The sequence below is a fragment of the Sulfitobacter noctilucicola genome (assembly GCF_000622385.1).
Classification (GTDB): domain Bacteria; phylum Pseudomonadota; class Alphaproteobacteria; order Rhodobacterales; family Rhodobacteraceae; genus Sulfitobacter; species Sulfitobacter noctilucicola.
Genome location: NZ_JASD01000008.1, coordinates 1,892,545 through 1,912,091, shown reverse-complemented (window position 1 = coordinate 1,912,091; position 19,547 = coordinate 1,892,545). Strand labels below are relative to the sequence as shown.

Below are 19,547 nucleotides of genomic sequence, written 5' to 3'. Positions count from 1 at the left end.
CAAAAGCTCCGTTACTGAACTGGGCGATGCGGAAACAAGACAGTCACTTCCCGCAAACAGACTGTCATGTTGAAGCGATAGAGGCAGAAGTCAATGGACGCGCGGCGCAAAGCCTGTTTTCCTCCCATCCTGACTGAACGGAAAGACACATCGGAGAACAAGCGGACATGGCATCACAAAAAGAGATCGAATACTTCTATTCCGCGCATTCGGCCTATGCTTATCTGGGCGCTTGGGAACTCGAAGCGATCGCCGTGAGAACCGGGGCACGCGTTGTCCACCGTCCCTTTGATTTCGCGCCGATCATTGCCGCAGCGGGGGTACCAGGATTTTCCAAGCGCAGTCGCGCGCATATAGACTATTTCTTTGGTCGCGAGATGGCCCGCTGGGCGCAAGTGCGCGGGTTGCCCATGATACGACATCGGCCAGTGCATCATGACAATCCGCTGGCTTTGGCAAACGGGGCGATCATCGCGGCTGGTGAGGATGCTGGTGCATTGTCGCGCGCGATCCTTCAGGCACACTGGCGTGATGATGCTGATATCGCAGATGTGGCGACCCTGCGCCGCCTTGCCAAAGAGGTCGTTCTTGATCCCGATCCCCTTCTGGACGCTGCACAAAGCGAAGGCGTGCAAGAGCAGCACAAGATCAATACCGACGAGGCGATTGCAAGGTCGGTCTTTGGCTCGCCCACCTATTTCGTCGACGGTGACATGTTCTATGGTCAAGACCGTCTGTTCATGGTTGAACAGGCTTTGACGACGCCGTTTGCCCCTTGAAAAAGCGCGCCTGCGCGCTGTGCCACGGAGAAGACCAATGGGATCTGCAAAACATAAAACTTATGATGTGGTGGTGGTTGGCGGTGCCATTTACGGCTCGGCGGTCGCCTGGTGGCTGACGCAGATGGACGGGTTTGAGGGGCGCATCCTCGTGATCGAACGCGACCCGACGTATACCAATGCCTCTACGAGCCATACCAACTCCTGCATCCGGCAGCAGTTTTCCAATCGCACGAACATCCAGATTTCGCGTTTCGGGGCCGAGTTTATCAAGAGTTTCCGGCGCTACATGGGCGGCGATCCCGAAGTGCCGCATCTGACTTTGCAAAGCTACGGCTACATGTATCTGGCCGACACGCCAGAATTCGCGCAGACCCTGAAGGAATCCCAAGCGATCCAGATGGCCGAGGGGGCGCAGACGCGGCACATGACAGCTGCGGAAGTTGCCGCTGATTATCCCTTTTACCAGCTCGACGATATCATTGCGGCCAACCACAATCTGGTGGATGAAGGCTACTTCGATGGTGGCACCATGTTTGACTGGTTCAAGCGCATGGCACGCAAGAACGGTGTTGAATATATCCACGACGAAGTCACATCGATGACATTGAATCCGCAGGGGACTGCGGTGGATAGCGTTACCTTGAAATCCGGTGACCGCATTGCCTGCGGCACAGTCGTAAACGCATCCGGCCCGCGCGCTGTGGCGACAGCCCGCATGGCGGGGCTGGAGCTGCCGGTACGTCCGCGCAAACGCTATACGTTCATCTTTGACGCCGCACATCCGCTGGACCGTGATCTGCCTCTCACGATTGATCCCTCCGGCGTACACATGCGCTCGGAAGGAAAGTACTACCTTGCCGGCTGTCCACCCGATGTGGACCCTGATGTTGAATTTGACGACTTCGCCTTTGACCACAGCCTTTGGCAGGAAAAAGTCTGGCCGATCATCGCCACGCGCGTGCCAGCATTTGAACAGGTCAAGGTCATCAACGAATGGGTCGGGCATTATGCCTTCAACACCTTCGATCAGAACGCGGTCGTCGGGCCCCATTCCAAAGTCGCAAACTTCATCTTTCTAAACGGTTTTTCCGGTCACGGGTTGCAGCAGTCCCCTGCCCTTGGGCGTGGCGCTGCAGAACTGATTGCCTATGGTAAATATCGGAGCCTCGATCTTGGTCAATTCAGCTACGAGCGGATCGAAAAGAACCATCATTTCGTTGAAAAAGCAGTCATCTAGCGGCAGGAGAGCAATATGAAACTGAAGAAACTGGTGCTGACGGGTGCCGCAGGGCGGCTGGGGTCGTATCTGCGCGAACCGCTGAGCAAGATGTGCGATGAACTGGTCAGCACAGACATCGCGGACGACATCGGCAATCTCTATGACGGCGAACGCTATGTGAAGGCGGATCTTGCCAAGTTCGACGAGATCGAACCGCTTGTCGAAGGCGCGGATATGGTTGTGCATTTTGGTGCCATCGTTGACGAAGTACCTTTTGAAGAGATGCTCGGCCCCAACTTCATCGGATCTTACAACATCTGGGAAGCAGGTCACCGGCACGGCGTGCGCCGCGTGGTCTATGCGTCCTCAATTCATGCGGTTGGCATGTACCCCAAAACCGAATTTATCGGCACCGATGTGCCGCACCGGCCTGATACTTTCTATGGCCTTGCAAAGTGCTTTACCGAAGATCTGGGGCGTATGTACTGGGAAAAGCGGCAGATGGAGTCAGTACATCTGCGCATCCTGTCGGCGGCACAGGTTACCAACCCGCGCGCGCTGGGGTCGTGGCTGTCCTACGATGATCTGGTACGGCTGGTTCGCGTAGCCATCGACACACCGGTGGTGGGTTTCACCATTGCCTATGGTGTGTCCGCCAATGACCGCGCGCCGGTCGATAACGCGCTCGCCTCGTTTCTGGGATACCGCCCGCAAGACAACGCAGAACAGTTTGCCGAACAGATTTTGGCGGAGGCACCGCAGGCCGATCCTACAGATATCGGGACCATGTGCCATGGCGGGCCTTTCGCCTCGATCCCGTTGGGGCAAAGTGCTGTCGGCAGCATGGGCATTGTAGACGACCGCAAAAAGACCTGAGCGTCAGGCTGAGATTTACTCCGGCGTGTATTTCGCCGGAGCTTTGCCGCGGTACTTTGCGGTTAGTTCTTCCGGTACTTCCGAGCCATCAACAAGGAAAGGCAGGATGCCCTTGCGCAGGGACGCGCCGCGCATGCCCTTGATATCGTCTTCTGATTTTGTGACGCGTTGCGACATGCGTCTGCCCCAGACAGCCAGCAGTCCGTAAAGCCGCTCGATCTCCGCCTTGTGTGTATCGCCTTTGGCAAGATCGTCAAATTCTTCGGGATCGTTTTCCAGATCAAACAACATCGGACGGAAGCCGCCTTCGGCGTGCATCATCTTGTAGCGTCCATCAAAGATCATAAAGAGCCGCGCGTCCCGGGGTTCCAACCCGAGTTTCACAGCCTGCGGAGTGGCAGAATAGTCGTACTCGCTGATTGCAAAATCGCGCCATTCCGGCGTTTTTCCATAGAGCCACGGCAACAAGGACCGCCCCTCAAGAATGTGATCTGCGATCTTCCCGCCGATACGGTCGACAAAGGTTGGTGCCAGATCAATGGCTTCGACCAAGGCGTTACAGGTTGTGCCACGTGTGGCATCAGCGGCGGTGCTTGGATCATAGATGATCATCGGCACTTTCACGGACTGTTCGTGAAAGAGGTCTTTCTCACCAAGCCAATGATCGCCCAGATAGTCACCGTGGTCAGAGGTCAGCACGATCATCGTATTGTCCATCCGGCCCGTCGCCTCAAGATGATCCAGCAGGGCGCCTAGTTGGTCGTCGCATTGCTTGATCAGTCCCATGTAGGCCGGGATCACCTTTTGGCGCACCTCGTTTTGCTGAAAGGCTCTGGCAATTTTATTCTGCATGTAGGCACCGTAAACGGGATGCGGATCAACCCGTTCTGCCTCGCTGCACATGGCTTGGGGTACGTGGTTGGCCCCGTACATATCGTGGTAAGGGGCTGGTACGATATAGGGCCAATGCGGTTTGATATAGCTGACATGGGCGCACCAACCGTCCTTGGCCTGATCGATAAAGCGGATTGTTTCCCGCGTAAGCCATGGTGTCTCGCTGTCTTCTTCGGCGATGTTGGCAGGCTTGTCCGCATTCGCGAACATCCACCCGGACGCGAGATTATCCTCGTCATCGACGCCCGCGTTGGCAAAGTCGTGCCAGCCGTTTTCGGACGGATAGCCCTTTGATTTGAGGTAGGCGTTATAAGGCGAACGGTTTGAATCATAAAACCCATCCGGCCCTTCACCCCAAAGACCGTCATCGCGCACCCAAACGTCAAAGCCGCATTCGGCTTGCCGCGCTCCGATCATACTGTCAGGACTGAGCCCAAGCCGCGCCATTCCTTCGGCATCGGCCTTCATATGCGTCTTGCCAATCAGCCAGCATTCCATGCCTTCACGGCGCAAATGATCTCCCATCGTCTGCTCGCCCACCCGTAAGGGGAATCCGTTCCACTGCGCCCCGTGCGAAGAGGTATAGCGCCCTGTATAGGTGCTCATCCGTGACGCGCCGCAAATGGGCGATTGGATGTAGGCGTTGGTAAAGCGCACGCCCTTTGCCGCCACGCGGTCAAAGTTCGGGGTGTCCATATGCGGATGGCCTGCACAGGAAAGATAATCAAAACGCAACTGATCATACATGATGAACAGAATGTTGGGGCGTGCCCCATGATCCGGCTGCTTGGTTGTCATTGCTCATCCTCCGTTGGTGCACTTTGGCGAAGTTACCGCCGAATTCCAAGCCGCTCCTCCCCCTGTCTGTCCAGATTTTGCATCAATAGCCAAGTGTCTGTGCTTCTTAGTGAAAGCGCTCTTGGCGCTGCGGGGCAGAGTGTGTTTATTTAAGCCTGCGAGAACGTGTTGGGACTGCCGATGAGACATGCTTTGATCTTTGCGCTGCTGGCGCTTGTTCCTGCCACCGGTTGGACACAGACCCTGCCGGCACCGGTTCACGACGACATGTTCGCCCCCGTCCCCTATGAAGAAGCTGTATTAGGGCAACTGCTGTTCTACGATCCGATCCTGTCCGGCAACAAGAATATCGCTTGTGCGACCTGCCACCATCCTTCACTTGCAACCGCTGACGGCGTTGCACTGGCAATCGGTGAAGGCGGCGTGGGTCTGGGGCCGGAGCGCCAGGTTGATCCTGCCACCCCCCCTGACGAACGCATCCCGCGCAATGCGCCAGCTCTTTTCAATCTCGCAGCGAACGAATTCACAGTGCTGTTTCATGACGGACGGCTTGAGCTGGACGACAGCCAACCCGGCGGCATCCGCACTCCAATGGATGCCGATATGCTAACAGGTTTTGCTTCGCTCCTGTCTGCGCAGACCATGTTTCCAGTGCTTAGCGCGGCCGAGATGGCAGGCGGTTACCGCGAGAATGAAGTGGGGCGTGCCGTACGGCAGGGTTTGATCAGCGGACCGGGCGGTGCGTGGGATCTGATAGCACGCCGTGTTGCGGAAATCCCTGAATACGCGGATCGGTTCATCAGCTTCTATCCGCATATCCACGCTGCTGAAGACATCGCGTTTACCGATATCTCCAATGCGATCGCGGTGTTTATGGGGTATGAGTGGCGCTCTGACACGTCACGCTTTGATGCTGTCTTGCGCGGACAGGAAAAGCTCAGCGGAGCAGAGGCGCAAGGCTTGCGGTTGTTTTACGGCAACGCGGGGTGCGCCAGTTGCCACAGCGGTCCGTTCCTGACAGATCATAAGTTTCACGCCATGGGCGCCCCTCAGATCGGGCCGGGCAAAGCCACCAGCTTCCAGAACCACCACCGCGACGAGGGGCGCTTTCTGGTGACTGGCGATCCGGGCGACATGTATGCTTTTCGTACACCGTCGCTGCGCAATGTCGCGCTGACAGCACCCTACGGGCACGCCGGTGCGCATGCCGATCTGGCAGAGTTTTTGGCAGCCCACGCAGATCCGGCAGGGTCAATCAAGACGTTTGATCCGACGACCGTCAGACTGCCGCAATTTGTGTCTAACGATTTTGATGTGATGGAAGACGCGGCACAAGTTGAAGCCATTTCAAAGGCGGTGACGGCCCCAACGGTGGCTCTGCAAGCCAAAGAGATTGCCGCAATTACGGCCTTTCTTGAAACACTGACAGACAGTGCGGCGGTTGAGGGCCGTCTGGGCATACCAGCCACGGTGCCAAGCGGATTGCCGGTACCCTAAGGCACCTTGCTGATTGTGACGGTTTGCCCCGCCGAAACCGTCGTCTGCGTCGTCGTCCCGTCGGGCCATTCGACCCGTACGGCGGCATCAGTCGCTTCCCCTAAGCCGAAATGTAGCGGCAAGGCCTGCCCTCCCGCGTGTCCACCGCCAACTAGCTTTTGTGCGGATTGAACCCGTGCGCCGGTACTGACCGAAACACGCGCGCCGATGGCATTGCGGTTGCCGCCCTCTTGAGACAGGGCGATGCGGAGCCAGTTGCCAGTGCCTTCGGTCACATTCTGATAAAGTTCCATCGGCGCACGACGGTTCATCACGACCAGATCAAGCCGCCCGTCCAGATCGAAATCCGCAAGCGCTGCACCCCGCGAACGCGAAAGTGTCGCGACACCAGCGGCTTGTGACACTTCGACAAAGCGCCCACCGGTGCTTTGCATCAACAGGTTATTGGGATCACGTGTGGCCATTCCCGGCATCTGATCCACATTCCCCTTCGCGATAAACAAATCCGCGCGGCTGTCGTTGTCGATGTCGCCGAATTCTGCGTGCCAGCCTGTTGACGGGCGGCCATCGCCGCCGGTGTGCGGGCGCTGCGCATAGGTCCCGATCTCATAGGGCGCGGAGGTGTAGGTTCCTGTGGGTTGGGCCAGCTGAAGCACCTGATCGCCCATGGATGTCAGCATCACCTCATCCGCGCCGTCGCCGGTCAAATCACGTGACGCGATCCCCATGCCCCAAAGCGCGAGGTTCTGCCAGCCGTCTGCTTCGCTCAGAAAACGCTGCTCTGCGATGTCCCACATCTGCTCGGACCCGCCTTTGACGTAGTAATGACGGTCGTTCGAGACGCGCAGACGAAAGCTGCCCGATGCATCGCGGGCAGCCAGCATCGACAACGGGCAAAACCCCGGCTTGAGCGGGTAAGCTGCGTACCCATCAGCACTTGGGACAAGCAGTTCGTTTTCATCGCAGGCTTCAAAGGGGCCGTCAGGATCGGCGCGGTCTACATAGTTTCCGACAGCCAGTGTTGGCCAATCGGCATCCGGCTCCCACCATGCGGAAAATGCTGTCGTCCACCGGTCGGATGCTGGCAATGCCCAGTCCACCGTTGTATCCTCAAAGCGGCAATCCGGTTGCCCCTTCAACACAGCATTGGGACCGACACGCAGCACGAAAAGGTCCATCAATCCATCTGCATTCATATCCAGCGGATAGGCCCCTGTGACGCCAGAAAGCTCAGGCACTGCAACAGATTTAAAGGCAAAACCGCCCTCGTTGCGCATCATCTGCGCAGGGCTTTCGCCACCTGCGACGTACATGTCCGGCAGCGCATCCCCGTTGCAGTCGAAAACGGCCACACCGCCCCCGACAAAGTGCTCCCATCCGCCCGAATAGATATGCTGCGGCAGCAAATCGGAACGGTCTATGAAAGCAATATCACAAAGTGCCGCCTGCCCCCATATGCAGCACAGAACAGTCGCAGCCATCGCCTTGGCTTTCATCCGGCAGTATCTCCGTTGAAAAGATCATGTGTGACTTCGGAAAGCGCACGTGCTGTAGCCCCGCGCGCCCAATCGAGATCACCGCCAGAGTGTACTTTGATCTGGCATGGCATCTGGCCGCGCGACAAACACAGCGCCTGCACGTCTTCCACGACAGTTTCCTCAAACATGAAATCATGTGTCATCCGGTCACCAGACAAGATGATCAGCGCGGGGTCAAACAGATGAATGACATTCGATAGGCCAAGTGCCAGAAACCGGCCCGCCCGCTGAAACACTTTGCGTGCCGCGATGTTACCGTTTTGCGCTTCCTTCAGAAGGTCGCTGAGCACGACCTGAAATCCGGCCTTGGCCTCGGGCGCGAGATTCAGTGCCGTCGCACCTTCCCGCACCAGTGCGTAGTCGGACAGATAAGCCTCCAGACAGCCGCGTTGGCCACAACGGCACAGTGCACCGTCCATCTGGACCTTAGTATGACCAAGCTCCAGCCCCATACCGAAAGATCCACGATAAAGTTGGTTGTCGAGCACCAGTCCCATGCCAACGCCGTTCTCGATGGTGACCACAGCAAAATCGCGCAGGCCCCGACCTGCCCCGAACCACAGTTCCGCCATGGTTAGCATGTTGGCGTCGTTTTCAAGAAAAACCGGACGGCCCAGTCGGGCTTCAAACGCGTCGCCAAAGGGCTGGTCGCGCGCATCCAGCAGGGGTGACCAATGTACAATGCCTGTCTCATGGCCGATGATTCCCGCCATGCCCACGCCGATGCCATGCACCGCAGACAACTGCATGCCTGCCTTATCCAAAAGCGCCTCAATCAAGGTCTCGATTTCGTCAAGTACATCCGCCATGGACCTGCTGTTGCGTGCATGCCGGATGGTCACATCAGCGACCATGGTCCCGGTGAAATCAGCAAGCGCTGCGGTGTGTTGGGCATCCCCCAATTTGATGCCAATGATGTATCCCGCTTCGGGCACGATCTCCAGCGCAACCCGCGGCCGCCCCCTGCTCTGCTCGCGTTGTACCTCTGCGACTTCGCGCAGCAAACCGGCCTGCATCAACTCGGCTGTCAGCGTGGTTGCCGATCCGGGACTGACACCCAGATCGCGGCTGATGTCACTGCGAGCAGCATTTCCGTGCGCACGCACATATTCGAACACACGCTGGCGCAAGGGCTGCTTTGTTTCCGGCGGACTGGACAGCAAAGGACCGCAACCCGTTGCGGCGTTCAGTTGCGCTATGTCTCTTTCGCCGTCCATATTTTCGAAACCTAAAATAAATAAGGTCAGAAACCCCTGACCAACACATGATTTGGCAAAGACTGGTCTTAAAATCGAAATATTGAAAGGAAAAATTTGCCTGACGTACGATTTTTGCAAATTTTTATTTTGACAACTAAAATAAATCTGGCAAGTTCAATCCAACCGGGCAAACGACTCGGTCCCCTTCCTAGTTGGGAGGGCTATTGTTCTGGGAGGAATACATGAAAAAGTTTATCGTAGCGGCAGCTGTGGCTGTGGCTGGTTTCACAACATCCGCTTTGGCCGACGGCCATGCGATGACCGTCGGCGTCAGCTGGTCCAACTTTCAGGAAGAGCGCTGGAAAACCGACGAGGCCGCAATCAAGGGCGCGCTGGACGCTGCCGGTGCGAACTATGTATCGGCTGATGCGCAGTCGTCTTCGGCCAAGCAGCTGTCGGATGTTGAAAGCCTGATCGCGCAGGGCGTTGATGCCCTTATCATTCTGGCCCAAGACAGCGCGGCCATTGGCCCAGCTGTTGACGCCGCTGCTGCCGAAGGCATTCCGGTTGTGGGCTATGACCGCCTGATCGAAGACAAACGCGCGTTTTACCTGACCTTTGACAATGTCGAAGTTGGCCGGATGCAGGCGCGTGCGGTTCTCGAAGCGGCCCCCAAGGGACGCTATGTCATGATCAAGGGTTCACCCACCGATCCAAACGCCGATTTTCTGCGTGGCGGACAGCAAGAGGTCCTGCAGGCAGCGATCGACGCCGGTGACATCACCATCGTTGACGAGGCTTATACGGATGGTTGGTTGCCCGCGAACGCGCAGCGCAACATGGAGCAGATCCTGACCGCAAATGACAACGGTGTTGATGCGGTTGTGGCCTCAAACGACGGTACAGCAGGCGGCGTCGTTGCAGCGCTTACAGCACAGGGCATGGAAGGCATTCCGGTGTCCGGTCAGGACGGTGACCACGCCGCCCTGAACCGTGTCGCACTGGGCACGCAAACTGTTTCGGTCTGGAAAGACGCGCGTGAACTGGGCAAAGCGGCCGGTGAAATCGCTGTTGCACTGGCCAAATCGGACGGCGACATGAGCGCGGTTGACGGCTCTGCCGAATGGGAAAGCCCCGCAGGCACCAAGATGATGGCCAAGTTCCTCGCACCGGTTCCTGTGACAAAAGACAATCTGTCAGCAGTTGTTGACGCAGGCTGGATCGAAAAAGACAAGCTTTGCCAAGGTGTTTCCGGCGGCCCGGCTCCTTGCAACTGATCTAACCTCCTTAGATTGAAACCTGCTCCGGCCTCTCATCAGTCTTGCGGCCGGAGCACATCTCCCCTTTCCTGAAATTCCCTACCCGAATTGGAACGGCGGCTTTTACGCCCGCGCCGCACCAACAGGAGTATCTGAAATGAGCGATCAAACCGCCACGGCGCCTACGCGCAAATCCTTTCTGAAATCACTGGAAGTCGATACGCGGCTGCTTGGGATGATCGGGGCTTTCATACTGGTAGCGCTGGTTTTCAACGTGCTGACAGACGGGCGTTTCCTCACCCCCCGCAACATCTTTAACCTTACAATCCAGACGGCCTCTGTTGCTATCATGGCAACGGGCATGGTGTTCGTGATTGTCACCCGCCACATTGATCTGTCCGTCGGCGCGGTCCTTGCTGCCTGTTCGGCGCTTATGGCGATGACACAAGTCCGGTTCCTGCCGGGACTGGGGCTGGAGATCGGCCACTGGGCCATTCCGTGGATTGCTATCACCGCGGGCGTTGTCTTGGGCGGTGTTATAGGTGCCTTTAACGGCTGGCTGATCGGATATCAGGGCATCCCGGCTTTCATCGTTACCTTGGGTGGCTTTCTCGTTTGGCGGAACGTGGGATGGTATCAGACGTCCGGTCAGACCATCGGCCCGCTTGATAAAACGTTTATGACCTTCGGCGGGATCAACGGCACGCTGGGAGGGCCGCTGAGCTGGGCACTGGGTGCTGTGGCGATTGTCGCCACCATCGTGATGATCTTTCGCGCACGTCGCACCAAAGTTGCGCATGGCTTTCCGGTCAAGCCGATGTGGGCCGAGCTGTCCCTCGCCGGCATCTGTGTTGCAGCGATTGCAGGCTTCATCGCGATCCTGACCAATTATGCAGTGCCTGGACGCGTCGTGGCGCGTGACCCTGCGCGATATGGCTGCGAAGTCGCCGAAGGCTGCACGCCGGTCTATGGTCTGCCGATTTCAGTTTTGTTGTTGCTGGCAATTGCCATCGTGATGACAGTGATCGCGCGCCGCACCCGTTTCGGGCGCTACATCTTTGCAACTGGTGGCAACCCTGATGCGGCGGAGCTGTCCGGCATCAACACACGGATGCTGACGGTCAAGATTTTTGCGCTGATGGGTGTGCTTTGCGCCATCTCGGCGGTGGTGGCTTCGGCCCGTCTGGCCAACCATTCAAACGATCTGGGCACACTGGATGAGTTGCGCGTGATTGCGGCTGCGGTGATTGGCGGAACTGCGCTCTCGGGCGGGATCGGAACGATCTACGGCGCGATCCTAGGTGCGCTGATTATGCAGTCGCTGCAATCAGGCATGGCGATGGTCGGTGTGGACGCTCCGCTGCAGAATATCGTGGTAGGCGCAGTCTTGGTCTTTGCGGTCTTCATCGACATTCAATATCGTAAACGTGTGGGGGCGAAGTAATGACAACTCCTTTGGTAGAAATGAAAGACGTCTCTATCGCCTTTGGTGGTGTGCAGGCGGTCGACCGCGTGAGCATCGAATTATACCCGGGCGAAGTTGTGGGGCTGCTTGGTCACAATGGTGCAGGCAAGTCGACGCTCATCAAAATGCTGTCGGGGGCCTACAAGATGGACAGCGGCGAAATTTACATCAACGGCAAAAGGGCCGAGATCGCAACGCCCCGTCATGCCCGCGATCATAACATTGAGACAATTTACCAAACGCTCGCCTTGGCCGACAATCTGGATGCGGCGTCAAATCTGTTTCTTGGGCGCGAGCTGACGACACCCTTGGGGTTTGTCGATGATGACCGGATGGAAGCCGAGACACGCAAGATCATGGCGCGGCTAAACCCGAATTTCAAAAAGCTGAAAGAACCTGTGTCGGCTTTGTCCGGTGGACAACGCCAGTCCGTGGCTATTGCGCGCGCCGTCTATTTCAACGCAAAAATCCTCATTATGGACGAACCCACAGCCGCACTGGGCGTACATGAGACAGCGATGGTGGCAGAGTTGATCCAAGAGCTGAAGAAACAGGGCTTGGGCATCTTCCTGATCAGCCATGATACCCGCGAGATGATGGAGCTTTGTGACCGTGTATCGGTGATGAAAAATGGCCAGATGGTCGGAACCGAACGGGTCGAGGATGTAACCGAGGATGATATTCTGTCGATGATTATTCTGGGCAAAAACCCGAAGGCCGCTGCATAATGTTCATCGGGCTTGATTTAGGGACCTCTTCGCTCAAGGCGATCCTGATCGACGATCAGCAGCGGGTTCTGGCAGAGCATTCGGTACCGCTAAGTGTTGAGCGGCCGCATGACGGATGGTCAGAACAGAATGCGGCAAGCTGGTTTAAGGCTGCGGATGCCGCGTTGAGCGCTTTGGCCGCAACGGTTGATTGCAGCACTGTGACAGGGATCGGCCTGTCAGGTCATATGCATGGTGCCACGTTGTTCGATGAGGCCGACAAACCTTTGCGTCCTTGTATGTTGTGGAACGACACGCGCAGCCACAAAGAGGCCGCCGAGATGGATGCGGACCCCCAATTCCGTTCAATTACAGGTAACATCGTTTTCCCCGGCTTCACTGCACCGAAAGTGGCATGGGTCCGTAAGCATGAGCCGCAGATATTCGAACAGATCGCAAAGATATTGCTGCCAAAGGACGCGCTGCGCCTCTATCTGACCGGCGGTCATGTATCTGAAATGTCAGATGCGGCGGGTACAGCGTGGTTTGATACTGGTCGGCGCGATTGGTCAGACCCCCTTTTGGAGGCCTGTGGTCTTGGCCGAGACCAGATGCCCGCCCTTGTCGAAGGGTCAGCCCCGTCAGGTAAGCTGCGCCCTGCGCTTGCGCAGGTTCTGGGTGCCAAGGACGTGACGGTTGCAGGCGGTGCCGGAGACAATGCCGCCGCCGCCATTGGTGCGGGCGTGGTCAAGGACGGCAGTGCATTCCTGTCCCTGGGCACCTCCGGTGTGCTTTTTGCTGCGAACGACGGCTACCGCCCAGATCCCGCCTCTGCTGTGCATAGTTTTTGTCACGCGGTCCCCGACACATGGCATCAGATGGGTGTCATCCTTGCAGCAACGGATGCGCTGGAATGGCTGTCGCGGCTGACGGGAAAATCCGCTGCCGCTCTGACCGCTGATCTTGGCAGGCTGCAAGCCCCCTCGACGACGTTGTTCCTGCCCTATCTGGGCGGTGAGCGCACGCCGCATAACGATGCGCGGATACGTGGACAATTCCTGCATCTTGACCATGCAACGGATGCAAGTACAGCTGCCCGCGCGGTACTTGAAGGCGTTGCATTTGCATTCGCCGATTGCCGCGACGCTCTGGCCAGCACCGGCACCAAGATAGCAGAGGCATTGGCGTTGGGTGGTGGATCCAAGTCCGGTTATTGGCTGGACGTTCTGGCCACGGCTCTTGATTTTCCGCTCCATCTGCCCGTTGCCGGTGACTACGGCGCGGCTATCGGAGCTGCACGGCTTGGGATGATGGCCGCCACTGGCGCTGACGTTGGTATCGCGACCCCGCCCCCCATCGCACACACACACATGCCCGATGCCTCACTGGTTCCGGCCTTCGCCGAAAGCCATGCCCGTTACCGCCACGCCTATTCCGTCCTGCGCGACCTCTGACCCAAAGGATTCTATCATGAGCCAGTTTTTCGGCGATATTGCCCCGCTAACTTTCGATCCCGACACAACGGATCTTGGCTTCCGTCACTACAATCCGGACGAGATGCTGATGGGCAAGCGGATGGAAGACCATCTGCGGTTTGCTGTCGCGTACTGGCACAGCTTTGCATGGCCCGGCGGTGATCCCTTTGGCGGACAGACGTTCGAGCGTCCGTGGTTCAACGAAACCATGGAAGGTGCGCGGCTCAAGGCGGACGTGGCCTTCGAAATGTTCGACATCCTCAATGCGCCCTTCTTTTGTTTCCACGATGCCGACATTCGCCCCGAAGGCGCGACCTTTGCCGAAAGTGAAAAGAACTTCCGCGAGATAACGGACATATTCGCGAAGAAGATGGAGACCAGCAAGACGCGGCTCCTGTGGGGGACGGCAAACCTCTTTTCCAACCGTCGGTTTATGGCCGGCGCCGCCTCAAACCCTGACCCGGATGTCTATGCATGGTCTGCTGCCACAGTAAAACTCTGCATGGATGCGACACATGCACTGAAGGGCGAGAACTATGTGCTCTGGGGCGGGCGCGAAGGATATGAGACACTGCTGAACACCGATTTGAAGCAAGAGATGGACCATATGGGCCGTTTCCTGACAATGGTCGTCGATTACAAACACAAGATCGGTTTTGAGGGCGCGATCCTGCTCGAGCCAAAACCGCAAGAGCCGACAAAGCACCAGTACGACTACGATGTCAGCACGGTTTATGGATTTCTCAAGCGCTACGGGCTGGAGAACGAAGTTCAGGTGAACATCGAACAGGGCCATGCCATTCTGGCGGGTCACAGCTTTGAGCACGAAATTGCGATGGCCAATGCACTTGGTATCTTCGGGTCCATCGACATGAACCGTAACGATTACCAATCCGGTTGGGATACCGATCAATTCCCCAACAATGTGCCGGAAATTGCGCTGGCCTATTACGAAATACTGAAAGGCGGCGGCCTGGGTCGTGGTGGCACGAACTTTGACGCCAAACTGCGCCGTCAGTCTTTGGATCCCGAAGACCTCCTTGCCTCACACGCGGGTGCCATGGATGTCTGTGCGCGTGGCCTCAAAGCGGCTGCCGCGATGCTGGAAGATGGCGCGTTGGAGCGTGCACGCGAAGCCCGTTACGAAGGATGGCAGCGAGAGCCGGCCCAGTCGATGTTGAAGATGGATTTGTCAGAGGTCGCAGGGCTGGTCGCGGAAGGTAATATAGATCCGCAACCCCGTTCCGGACGGCAGGAAATCCTTGAGAATATCGTCAACCGTTTCGTATAGGTCTTTTCAGAGCCGCTGGGCTGGAGGAGGTCGCCCGACCGATACCGGAACGAACGAAGTCATCTAGCCTGCACAAATGAAATGCGGTGGACATACTTGCTCATCACAGTTTCGGCATGGCCCGGCGCATGGCAAACGAAATTGTTGTGCGGAAATGCGAATCCTCTAGGGTTGAGGGAAGGCAGTCTTGGGTGGCTGCTCTCTCACCCGAAAGGAGTTTTCGATGACCCAGCCTCCGCGCAAGAAGGCCAGCGATTTCGATCCGCGCATTCTGGAGATTTTTGACGGCTATGTGCACGGCAAAATGAGCAAGCGGGATTTTATCGCGCAAGCAGGTAAATACGCTGTGGCCGGCGTAACCGGTGCGATGATCCTTGAGCAGTTGCAGCCGAACTATGCCCTTGCACAGCAGGTTGCCGAAGACGATCCCGATATCGTGACCGAACGTACCACCTATGAAAGCCCGGACGGACACGGGACGATTAACGCATTGATGGCGCGACCCGCAAACGCTTCAGGCAGACTACCTGCTGTGCTGGTCGTCCACGAGAACCGCGGTCTGAACCCTTATATCGAAGACGTTGTCCGCCGCACGGCCAAGGCCGGATACCTTGCGATTGGTCCTGACGGGCTTAGCCCTTTGGGAGGTTATCCCGGCACAGACGAGGAAGGTCGCGAAATGCAACGTAGTCTGGACGGGGCCAAACTCATGGAAGACTTCTTTGCCGCTTTTGAATTCCTGCGCGACCATCATGACAGCACAGGCCAAGTCGGTGCCGTCGGCTTTTGCTATGGCGGTGGCGTATGCAATGCGCTCGCCGTGGCCTATCCCGATCTGGCAGCCTCTGTTCCGTTCTACGGCAGGCAGCCCGCAGCTGAAGATGTGCCTGCGATCAAGGCCCCTTTGATGATTCAGTATGCCGGACTTGATGAGCGGATCAATGCGGGATGGCCTGCCTATTCAGAGGCGTTGAAGGCGGCACAGAAAGAATTCAGCGTCCACTTTTACCCCGAAGTGAACCACGGTTTCCACAACGACACGACACCCCGATACGACGAAGAAGCTGCGTCACTTGCTTGGAAGAGGACCATCGCGTTTTTCGATACACATGTGCGTGGGTAGTAAGGTGTTTTGCAGTGGCCTGAAGTCTAGGGCCGCCCCACTGGTTTGAGGTCACGAAATGCGATGCCGCTGGCCTCCTCGTACTCGGCTTCATCCCAGAACCCGATCAGGATGCCTGTTTGGGCCGACTTCTTTTGCCTGTCGAGAACCTCCGATGTGGCCGTGATGCGGCTATGATGTCGTGTCGCCCACGTCAGTAATGCGCTTTCCATCCTTGCTCTTGCCGCGATGTGGGTCGTGTCTTCTGATCCGCCTAAATCGGTCAACTCCGACGGATCGGTTACAAGATCGAATAGGATAGGCCGGAATCCTTCACACCGGATGTACTTCCAACGGCCATCAAAAATCATCGTTGTATGCGCGTCTTCTTGCGGCACCTCCAGCGTCCGAGCCATCTCCGACCAGTGGTAGTCATGCTCGCTGATGACGTAGCGCCGGGAGAAGCCCTGCTTGCCATGCAGGATCGGGGTCAGGTCGCGGCCTTCAACGATATGAGGTTTCGGGGGGCATCCGGTGGCCGCCATAAATGTGGGTGCCAGATCAATCATCTCGACCAAGTCCTCGCTGACGCTACCGCGTGTCCGGTCTGCTTCGGGACGAGGATCGGCGATGATCAGAGGCACTTTGACCGCCATTTCGTGATAGAAATCTTTATCCCCCATCCAGTGGTCCCCCATGTAGTCACCATGGTCCGAGGTAAATGCGACAATCGTATTATCGCTCAGCCCTTTGCTCTCCATCCACGCAAATAGCCGCCCCAGATTATCGTCGAGCTGTTTGATCAGCCCCATGTAGGCGGGGATTACGTGTTCGCGGACCATATCCCGCGAAAAGCTTTTGCAGACGCGCGCATCAAGGTAGGCCCGCATCAAGGGATGGGAGGTATCACGTTCTGCGTCGGAGCGAACGGGGTCTACGATATCCCTTTCGCAATACATGTCATGGTAGGGAGCAGGCACAATGTAGGGCCAGTGGGGTTTGATATAGCTCAGGTGGCACACCCACGGCCGGTCGTCAGTTATTGCCCCTTGCATAAAGGCGATTGCTCGGTCGGTCATATAAGCGGTTTCGGAATGCTCTTCGGGGACATTTGCGGCAAGGCGGGAATTTTTCAGCAACCAAGCCGAAAGCAGATCGCCATCCGCATCTTTTCCAGAATTTGCGAAGTCACCCCATGGGTTATCACTCTTGTATCCCTGCGCCTCTAGGTAATCGTCATAGGCTGACCAGTTCTGCCTCAGGCTGTCGGGATGCAGGCCGTCGTCGCGCTCGAAAGGGTCAAATCCACATTGCGACCGACTGACCCCGATTTCGCTTTTGGGGTCGATACCCAGCCATGCCATGCCCTCTGCATCCGCGGTCATGTGAGTTTTTCCCACAAGAACCGCCCGCGCGCCGCTTTGGCGCAGATGGTCGCCCAAGGTCGGCTCGCCCACCCGCAGGGGCATTCCGTTCCAGGTGGAACCATGGCTGCGGACATAGCGCCCCGTATAGGCCGACATCCGTGACGGTCCACATACCGGAGACTGAACATAAGCCTTGTTAAACTTCACACCCCGCTTGGCCAACGCGTCAATATGGGGCGTGTGCAGGTGGGGATGCCCGTAGCAACTAAGGTAATCAAAGCGCAATTGATCCGCCATGATCCACAGAACGTTCGGATGTTTTTCGGCCACGTTCACTCCGTTTCGATATTCTTCTGACCCGAGGATGGTTCAAGACTATTCTCGAACCGCTCGATGAATGTGAGGAAAAGTGAAGCTTCTTCAGCTGTGAAGGTCGCACGGAGCATGTCGCGCCTCGCCTTCATGATGGGTGCAGCCTGATCGAATGCGGCGCGCCCTTTCTCTGTCAGCGTCACGAGGGTTTGACGCTTGTCATTCGGGTCCTGGGAAAGGACCAGATATCCCTTTTTTTGCATTTGCGGCAAAGCGCGACTGATCAGCGAATGGTCATTGCGCTGGATGTTTGCAAAATCCCGCACGCTTAGCGGTTGCGCTTCCGACAAATCCCAAAGAACGCGCCACTCTACAATCGACAGGCCGCTGGATTGCTTCAGCAACCTTTGTGCATGCGCCCGAGAGGTAGCACTGGCAGCGGCAAGCCGACTGAAGATATTCGCCTCCTGATGTGATTTCCGGTGCGCGACCCTCTCTGCGCGGGTCCTGCTCAAATCATTGGCCATCTATTCCTCCATGACAGGAAGTAGAGCAGTAAATTATTTACGTGACAAGTCACATAAATTTTGTAAGCTCGGGACGTGACCGTGTGGAGGCGGTGGCAAAACCAGGGAGGAATACATGTTCAAACACATGATCGCAAAGTCCGTTGTAGCGGCAGGACTTTTGATGACGCCTGTCGCCGCGCTGGCACAGGCAACGCTCACGGCAGAAACTACATCGCCAGGGTCAACACCGCACTACATCGACACCACGCTTGCGGCAGTACTGGAAAGCGCGGGCATTGCCACGCTTCAGATCACTGAAGGTGCGACACTCACAAACTCGGTACAGGCTGTGGCAGAAGGTCAGTTGGACATGGCACCTGCGCCGCTGATCCTGCCCTTCCTGCTGGCGAAAGGCATTGGCCCATACAGCGGCATAGGACCGGATCGCGGTGCTGAACTTGCAGGCAATCTGCGCGCCATTTTCTTTACCGCCGCTTCTGCCCAGATCTTCGGTCACTATGACAGCGGTGCAATTTCCGACATCCGCAACCTTGAGGGTATGCGCATCTGGAACGGCCCGCCACGCGGCGCGGCACTGACGTCAGGCCGCGCAACTGTACAGCTTCTTGCCGGTTTGAAAGACGACGGAGAAGGATACGAAAGCGTTCAAAGCCCTTGGCCAGACACGGTTTCCACGATCACAGGAGGTGGCGCTGATGGCTGGACCATCCCCGAAGGTTTGCCGTCCGGCCGCCAGATAGCAATTGCCGCAGCAGGCGCCACGAAAATTTACGACATTCCGTCTGATTTGTTGAACAGCGAATTGGGCCAGCAGATCGCGTCAGCACCCGGTCATGCACCTTACTCCGTACCGGTTGAGGAATACCGCGCGGCCTATGCCGGCAATGACATCACGATCGTCACCGATGACGACACCTTTGACAGCTATGCCACTGCGTTTGCCCAGATCGTGCCTGCGAACCTAGATGAGGACCTCGTCTACAAAATCACCACTGCCTACCTCGAAGGACAGGCCCGATTTGAGACGGGATCCCCCCGTGGCCCATACCTGTTCATGACCTTTGGCGATCTTGACGGCACCAGCCAGGGCGTGTGTGGCGCGGTCGATATGCGCCTGCATCCCGGCGCTGTTCGCGCGTATGAAGATGCCGGCCACGCGGTTGCCGATTGCCTTCGCCCGTAACACGGGCGCCTTTAAATAATTGCTTCATGAGGATCGCGGCAGGTTCGCGGTCC

General features: G+C 57.2%; 16 protein-coding genes. 11 read left to right on the top strand and 5 right to left on the bottom strand.

Annotation, left to right across the window (positions count from 1 at the left end; genetic code table 11):
- Window positions 1-167 precede the first annotated feature (167 nt).
- Genes Z946_RS0112995 through Z946_RS0112985 form a run of 3 tightly spaced genes read left to right on the top strand, consistent with a single transcriptional unit; the run spans window position 168 to window position 2,877 of the window.
- Window positions 168-779 carry a 2-hydroxychromene-2-carboxylate isomerase gene (locus tag Z946_RS0112995; RefSeq protein WP_025056167.1) on the top strand — a complete coding sequence of 204 codons (612 nt, stop codon included), beginning with the start codon at window positions 168-170 and terminating at the stop codon, window positions 777-779.
- 37 nt (window positions 780-816) lie between these two features.
- A complete protein-coding gene (locus Z946_RS0112990) occupies window positions 817-2,019 on the top strand; it encodes an NAD(P)/FAD-dependent oxidoreductase (protein ID WP_025056166.1) in 1,203 nt (400 codons plus the stop codon).
- A gap of 21 nt (window positions 2,020-2,040) precedes the next feature.
- On the top strand, window positions 2,041-2,877 hold the full coding sequence (locus Z946_RS0112985; protein WP_025056165.1) for an NAD-dependent epimerase/dehydratase family protein: 837 nt from the start codon (window positions 2,041-2,043) through the stop codon (window positions 2,875-2,877).
- Window positions 2,878-2,892: 15 nt separating this feature from the next.
- On the opposite strand, the gene Z946_RS0112980 is transcribed toward Z946_RS0112985, so the two are convergent.
- Window positions 2,893-4,569, bottom strand: coding sequence for a sulfatase-like hydrolase/transferase (locus Z946_RS0112980; RefSeq protein ID WP_025056164.1), 1,677 nt, complete (start codon window positions 4,567-4,569; stop codon window positions 2,893-2,895).
- Window positions 4,570-4,749: 180 nt separating this feature from the next.
- Here Z946_RS0112980 and Z946_RS0112975 point away from each other — a divergent pair, with 180 nt between their 5' ends.
- Window positions 4,750-6,066, top strand: coding sequence for a cytochrome-c peroxidase (locus Z946_RS0112975; RefSeq protein WP_025056163.1), 1,317 nt, complete (start codon window positions 4,750-4,752; stop codon window positions 6,064-6,066).
- Here the strand turns inward: Z946_RS0112975 and Z946_RS0112970 are convergent.
- Together Z946_RS0112970 and Z946_RS0112965 are read right to left on the bottom strand one after the other, a co-directional pair.
- Window positions 6,063-7,547, bottom strand: a complete 1,485-nt coding sequence (locus Z946_RS0112970) for a CRTAC1 family protein (protein WP_025056162.1) — start codon at window positions 7,545-7,547, stop codon at window positions 6,063-6,065. The genes Z946_RS0112975 and Z946_RS0112970 overlap by 4 nt on opposite strands.
- A gap of 11 nt (window positions 7,548-7,558) precedes the next feature.
- A complete protein-coding gene (locus tag Z946_RS0112965) occupies window positions 7,559-8,821 on the bottom strand; it encodes an ROK family protein (protein ID WP_025056161.1) in 1,263 nt (420 codons plus the stop codon).
- Between the two features lie 224 nt (window positions 8,822-9,045).
- On the opposite strand from Z946_RS0112965, the gene xylF reads away from it, so the two are divergent.
- From xylF to yghX, 6 genes are all read left to right on the top strand, one after another.
- Window positions 9,046-10,080 carry a D-xylose ABC transporter substrate-binding protein gene (gene xylF, locus Z946_RS0112960; protein WP_025056160.1) on the top strand — a complete coding sequence of 345 codons (1,035 nt, stop codon included), beginning with the start codon at window positions 9,046-9,048 and terminating at the stop codon, window positions 10,078-10,080.
- A gap of 139 nt (window positions 10,081-10,219) precedes the next feature.
- Window positions 10,220-11,506 carry a sugar ABC transporter permease gene (locus tag Z946_RS0112955; protein WP_025056159.1) on the top strand — a complete coding sequence of 429 codons (1,287 nt, stop codon included), beginning with the start codon at window positions 10,220-10,222 and terminating at the stop codon, window positions 11,504-11,506.
- Window positions 11,506-12,255: an ATP-binding cassette domain-containing protein gene (locus Z946_RS0112950; protein ID WP_025056158.1), complete on the top strand. Its 750-nt coding sequence runs from the start codon at window positions 11,506-11,508 to the stop codon at window positions 12,253-12,255. The genes Z946_RS0112955 and Z946_RS0112950 overlap by 1 nt, the downstream gene beginning before the upstream one ends.
- The gene (xylB, locus tag Z946_RS0112945; RefSeq protein WP_025056157.1) at window positions 12,255-13,688 is read left to right on the top strand and encodes a xylulokinase; all 1,434 of its coding nucleotides are present in this window, start codon (window positions 12,255-12,257) and stop codon (window positions 13,686-13,688) included. Before Z946_RS0112950 ends, xylB begins: the two co-directional genes overlap by 1 nt.
- Before the next feature lie 16 nt (window positions 13,689-13,704).
- Window positions 13,705-15,000, top strand: a complete 1,296-nt coding sequence (gene xylA / locus Z946_RS0112940) for a xylose isomerase (protein WP_025056156.1) — start codon at window positions 13,705-13,707, stop codon at window positions 14,998-15,000.
- Between the two features lie 223 nt (window positions 15,001-15,223).
- Window positions 15,224-16,123 (top strand): YghX family hydrolase, encoded by a 900-nt coding sequence (gene yghX / locus Z946_RS0112935; protein WP_025056155.1) that lies wholly within the window; start codon window positions 15,224-15,226, stop codon window positions 16,121-16,123.
- Window positions 16,124-16,149: 26 nt separating this feature from the next.
- Here the strand turns inward: yghX and Z946_RS0112930 are convergent, their stop codons facing one another.
- Both Z946_RS0112930 and Z946_RS21135 read right to left on the bottom strand, forming a co-directional pair.
- Complete coding sequence (locus tag Z946_RS0112930) at window positions 16,150-17,799, bottom strand: sulfatase-like hydrolase/transferase (protein WP_025056154.1); 1,650 nt, start codon at window positions 17,797-17,799, stop codon at window positions 16,150-16,152.
- 2 nt (window positions 17,800-17,801) lie between these two features.
- Entirely contained in the window at window positions 17,802-18,308 is a 507-nt protein-coding gene (locus tag Z946_RS21135; protein ID WP_025056153.1) for a MarR family winged helix-turn-helix transcriptional regulator, read from the bottom strand.
- A gap of 115 nt (window positions 18,309-18,423) precedes the next feature.
- Here Z946_RS21135 and Z946_RS0112920 point away from each other — a divergent pair, with 115 nt between their 5' ends.
- Complete coding sequence (locus Z946_RS0112920; protein ID WP_025056152.1) at window positions 18,424-19,494, top strand: TAXI family TRAP transporter solute-binding subunit; 1,071 nt, start codon at window positions 18,424-18,426, stop codon at window positions 19,492-19,494.
- Window positions 19,495-19,547: the final 53 nt, after the last annotated feature.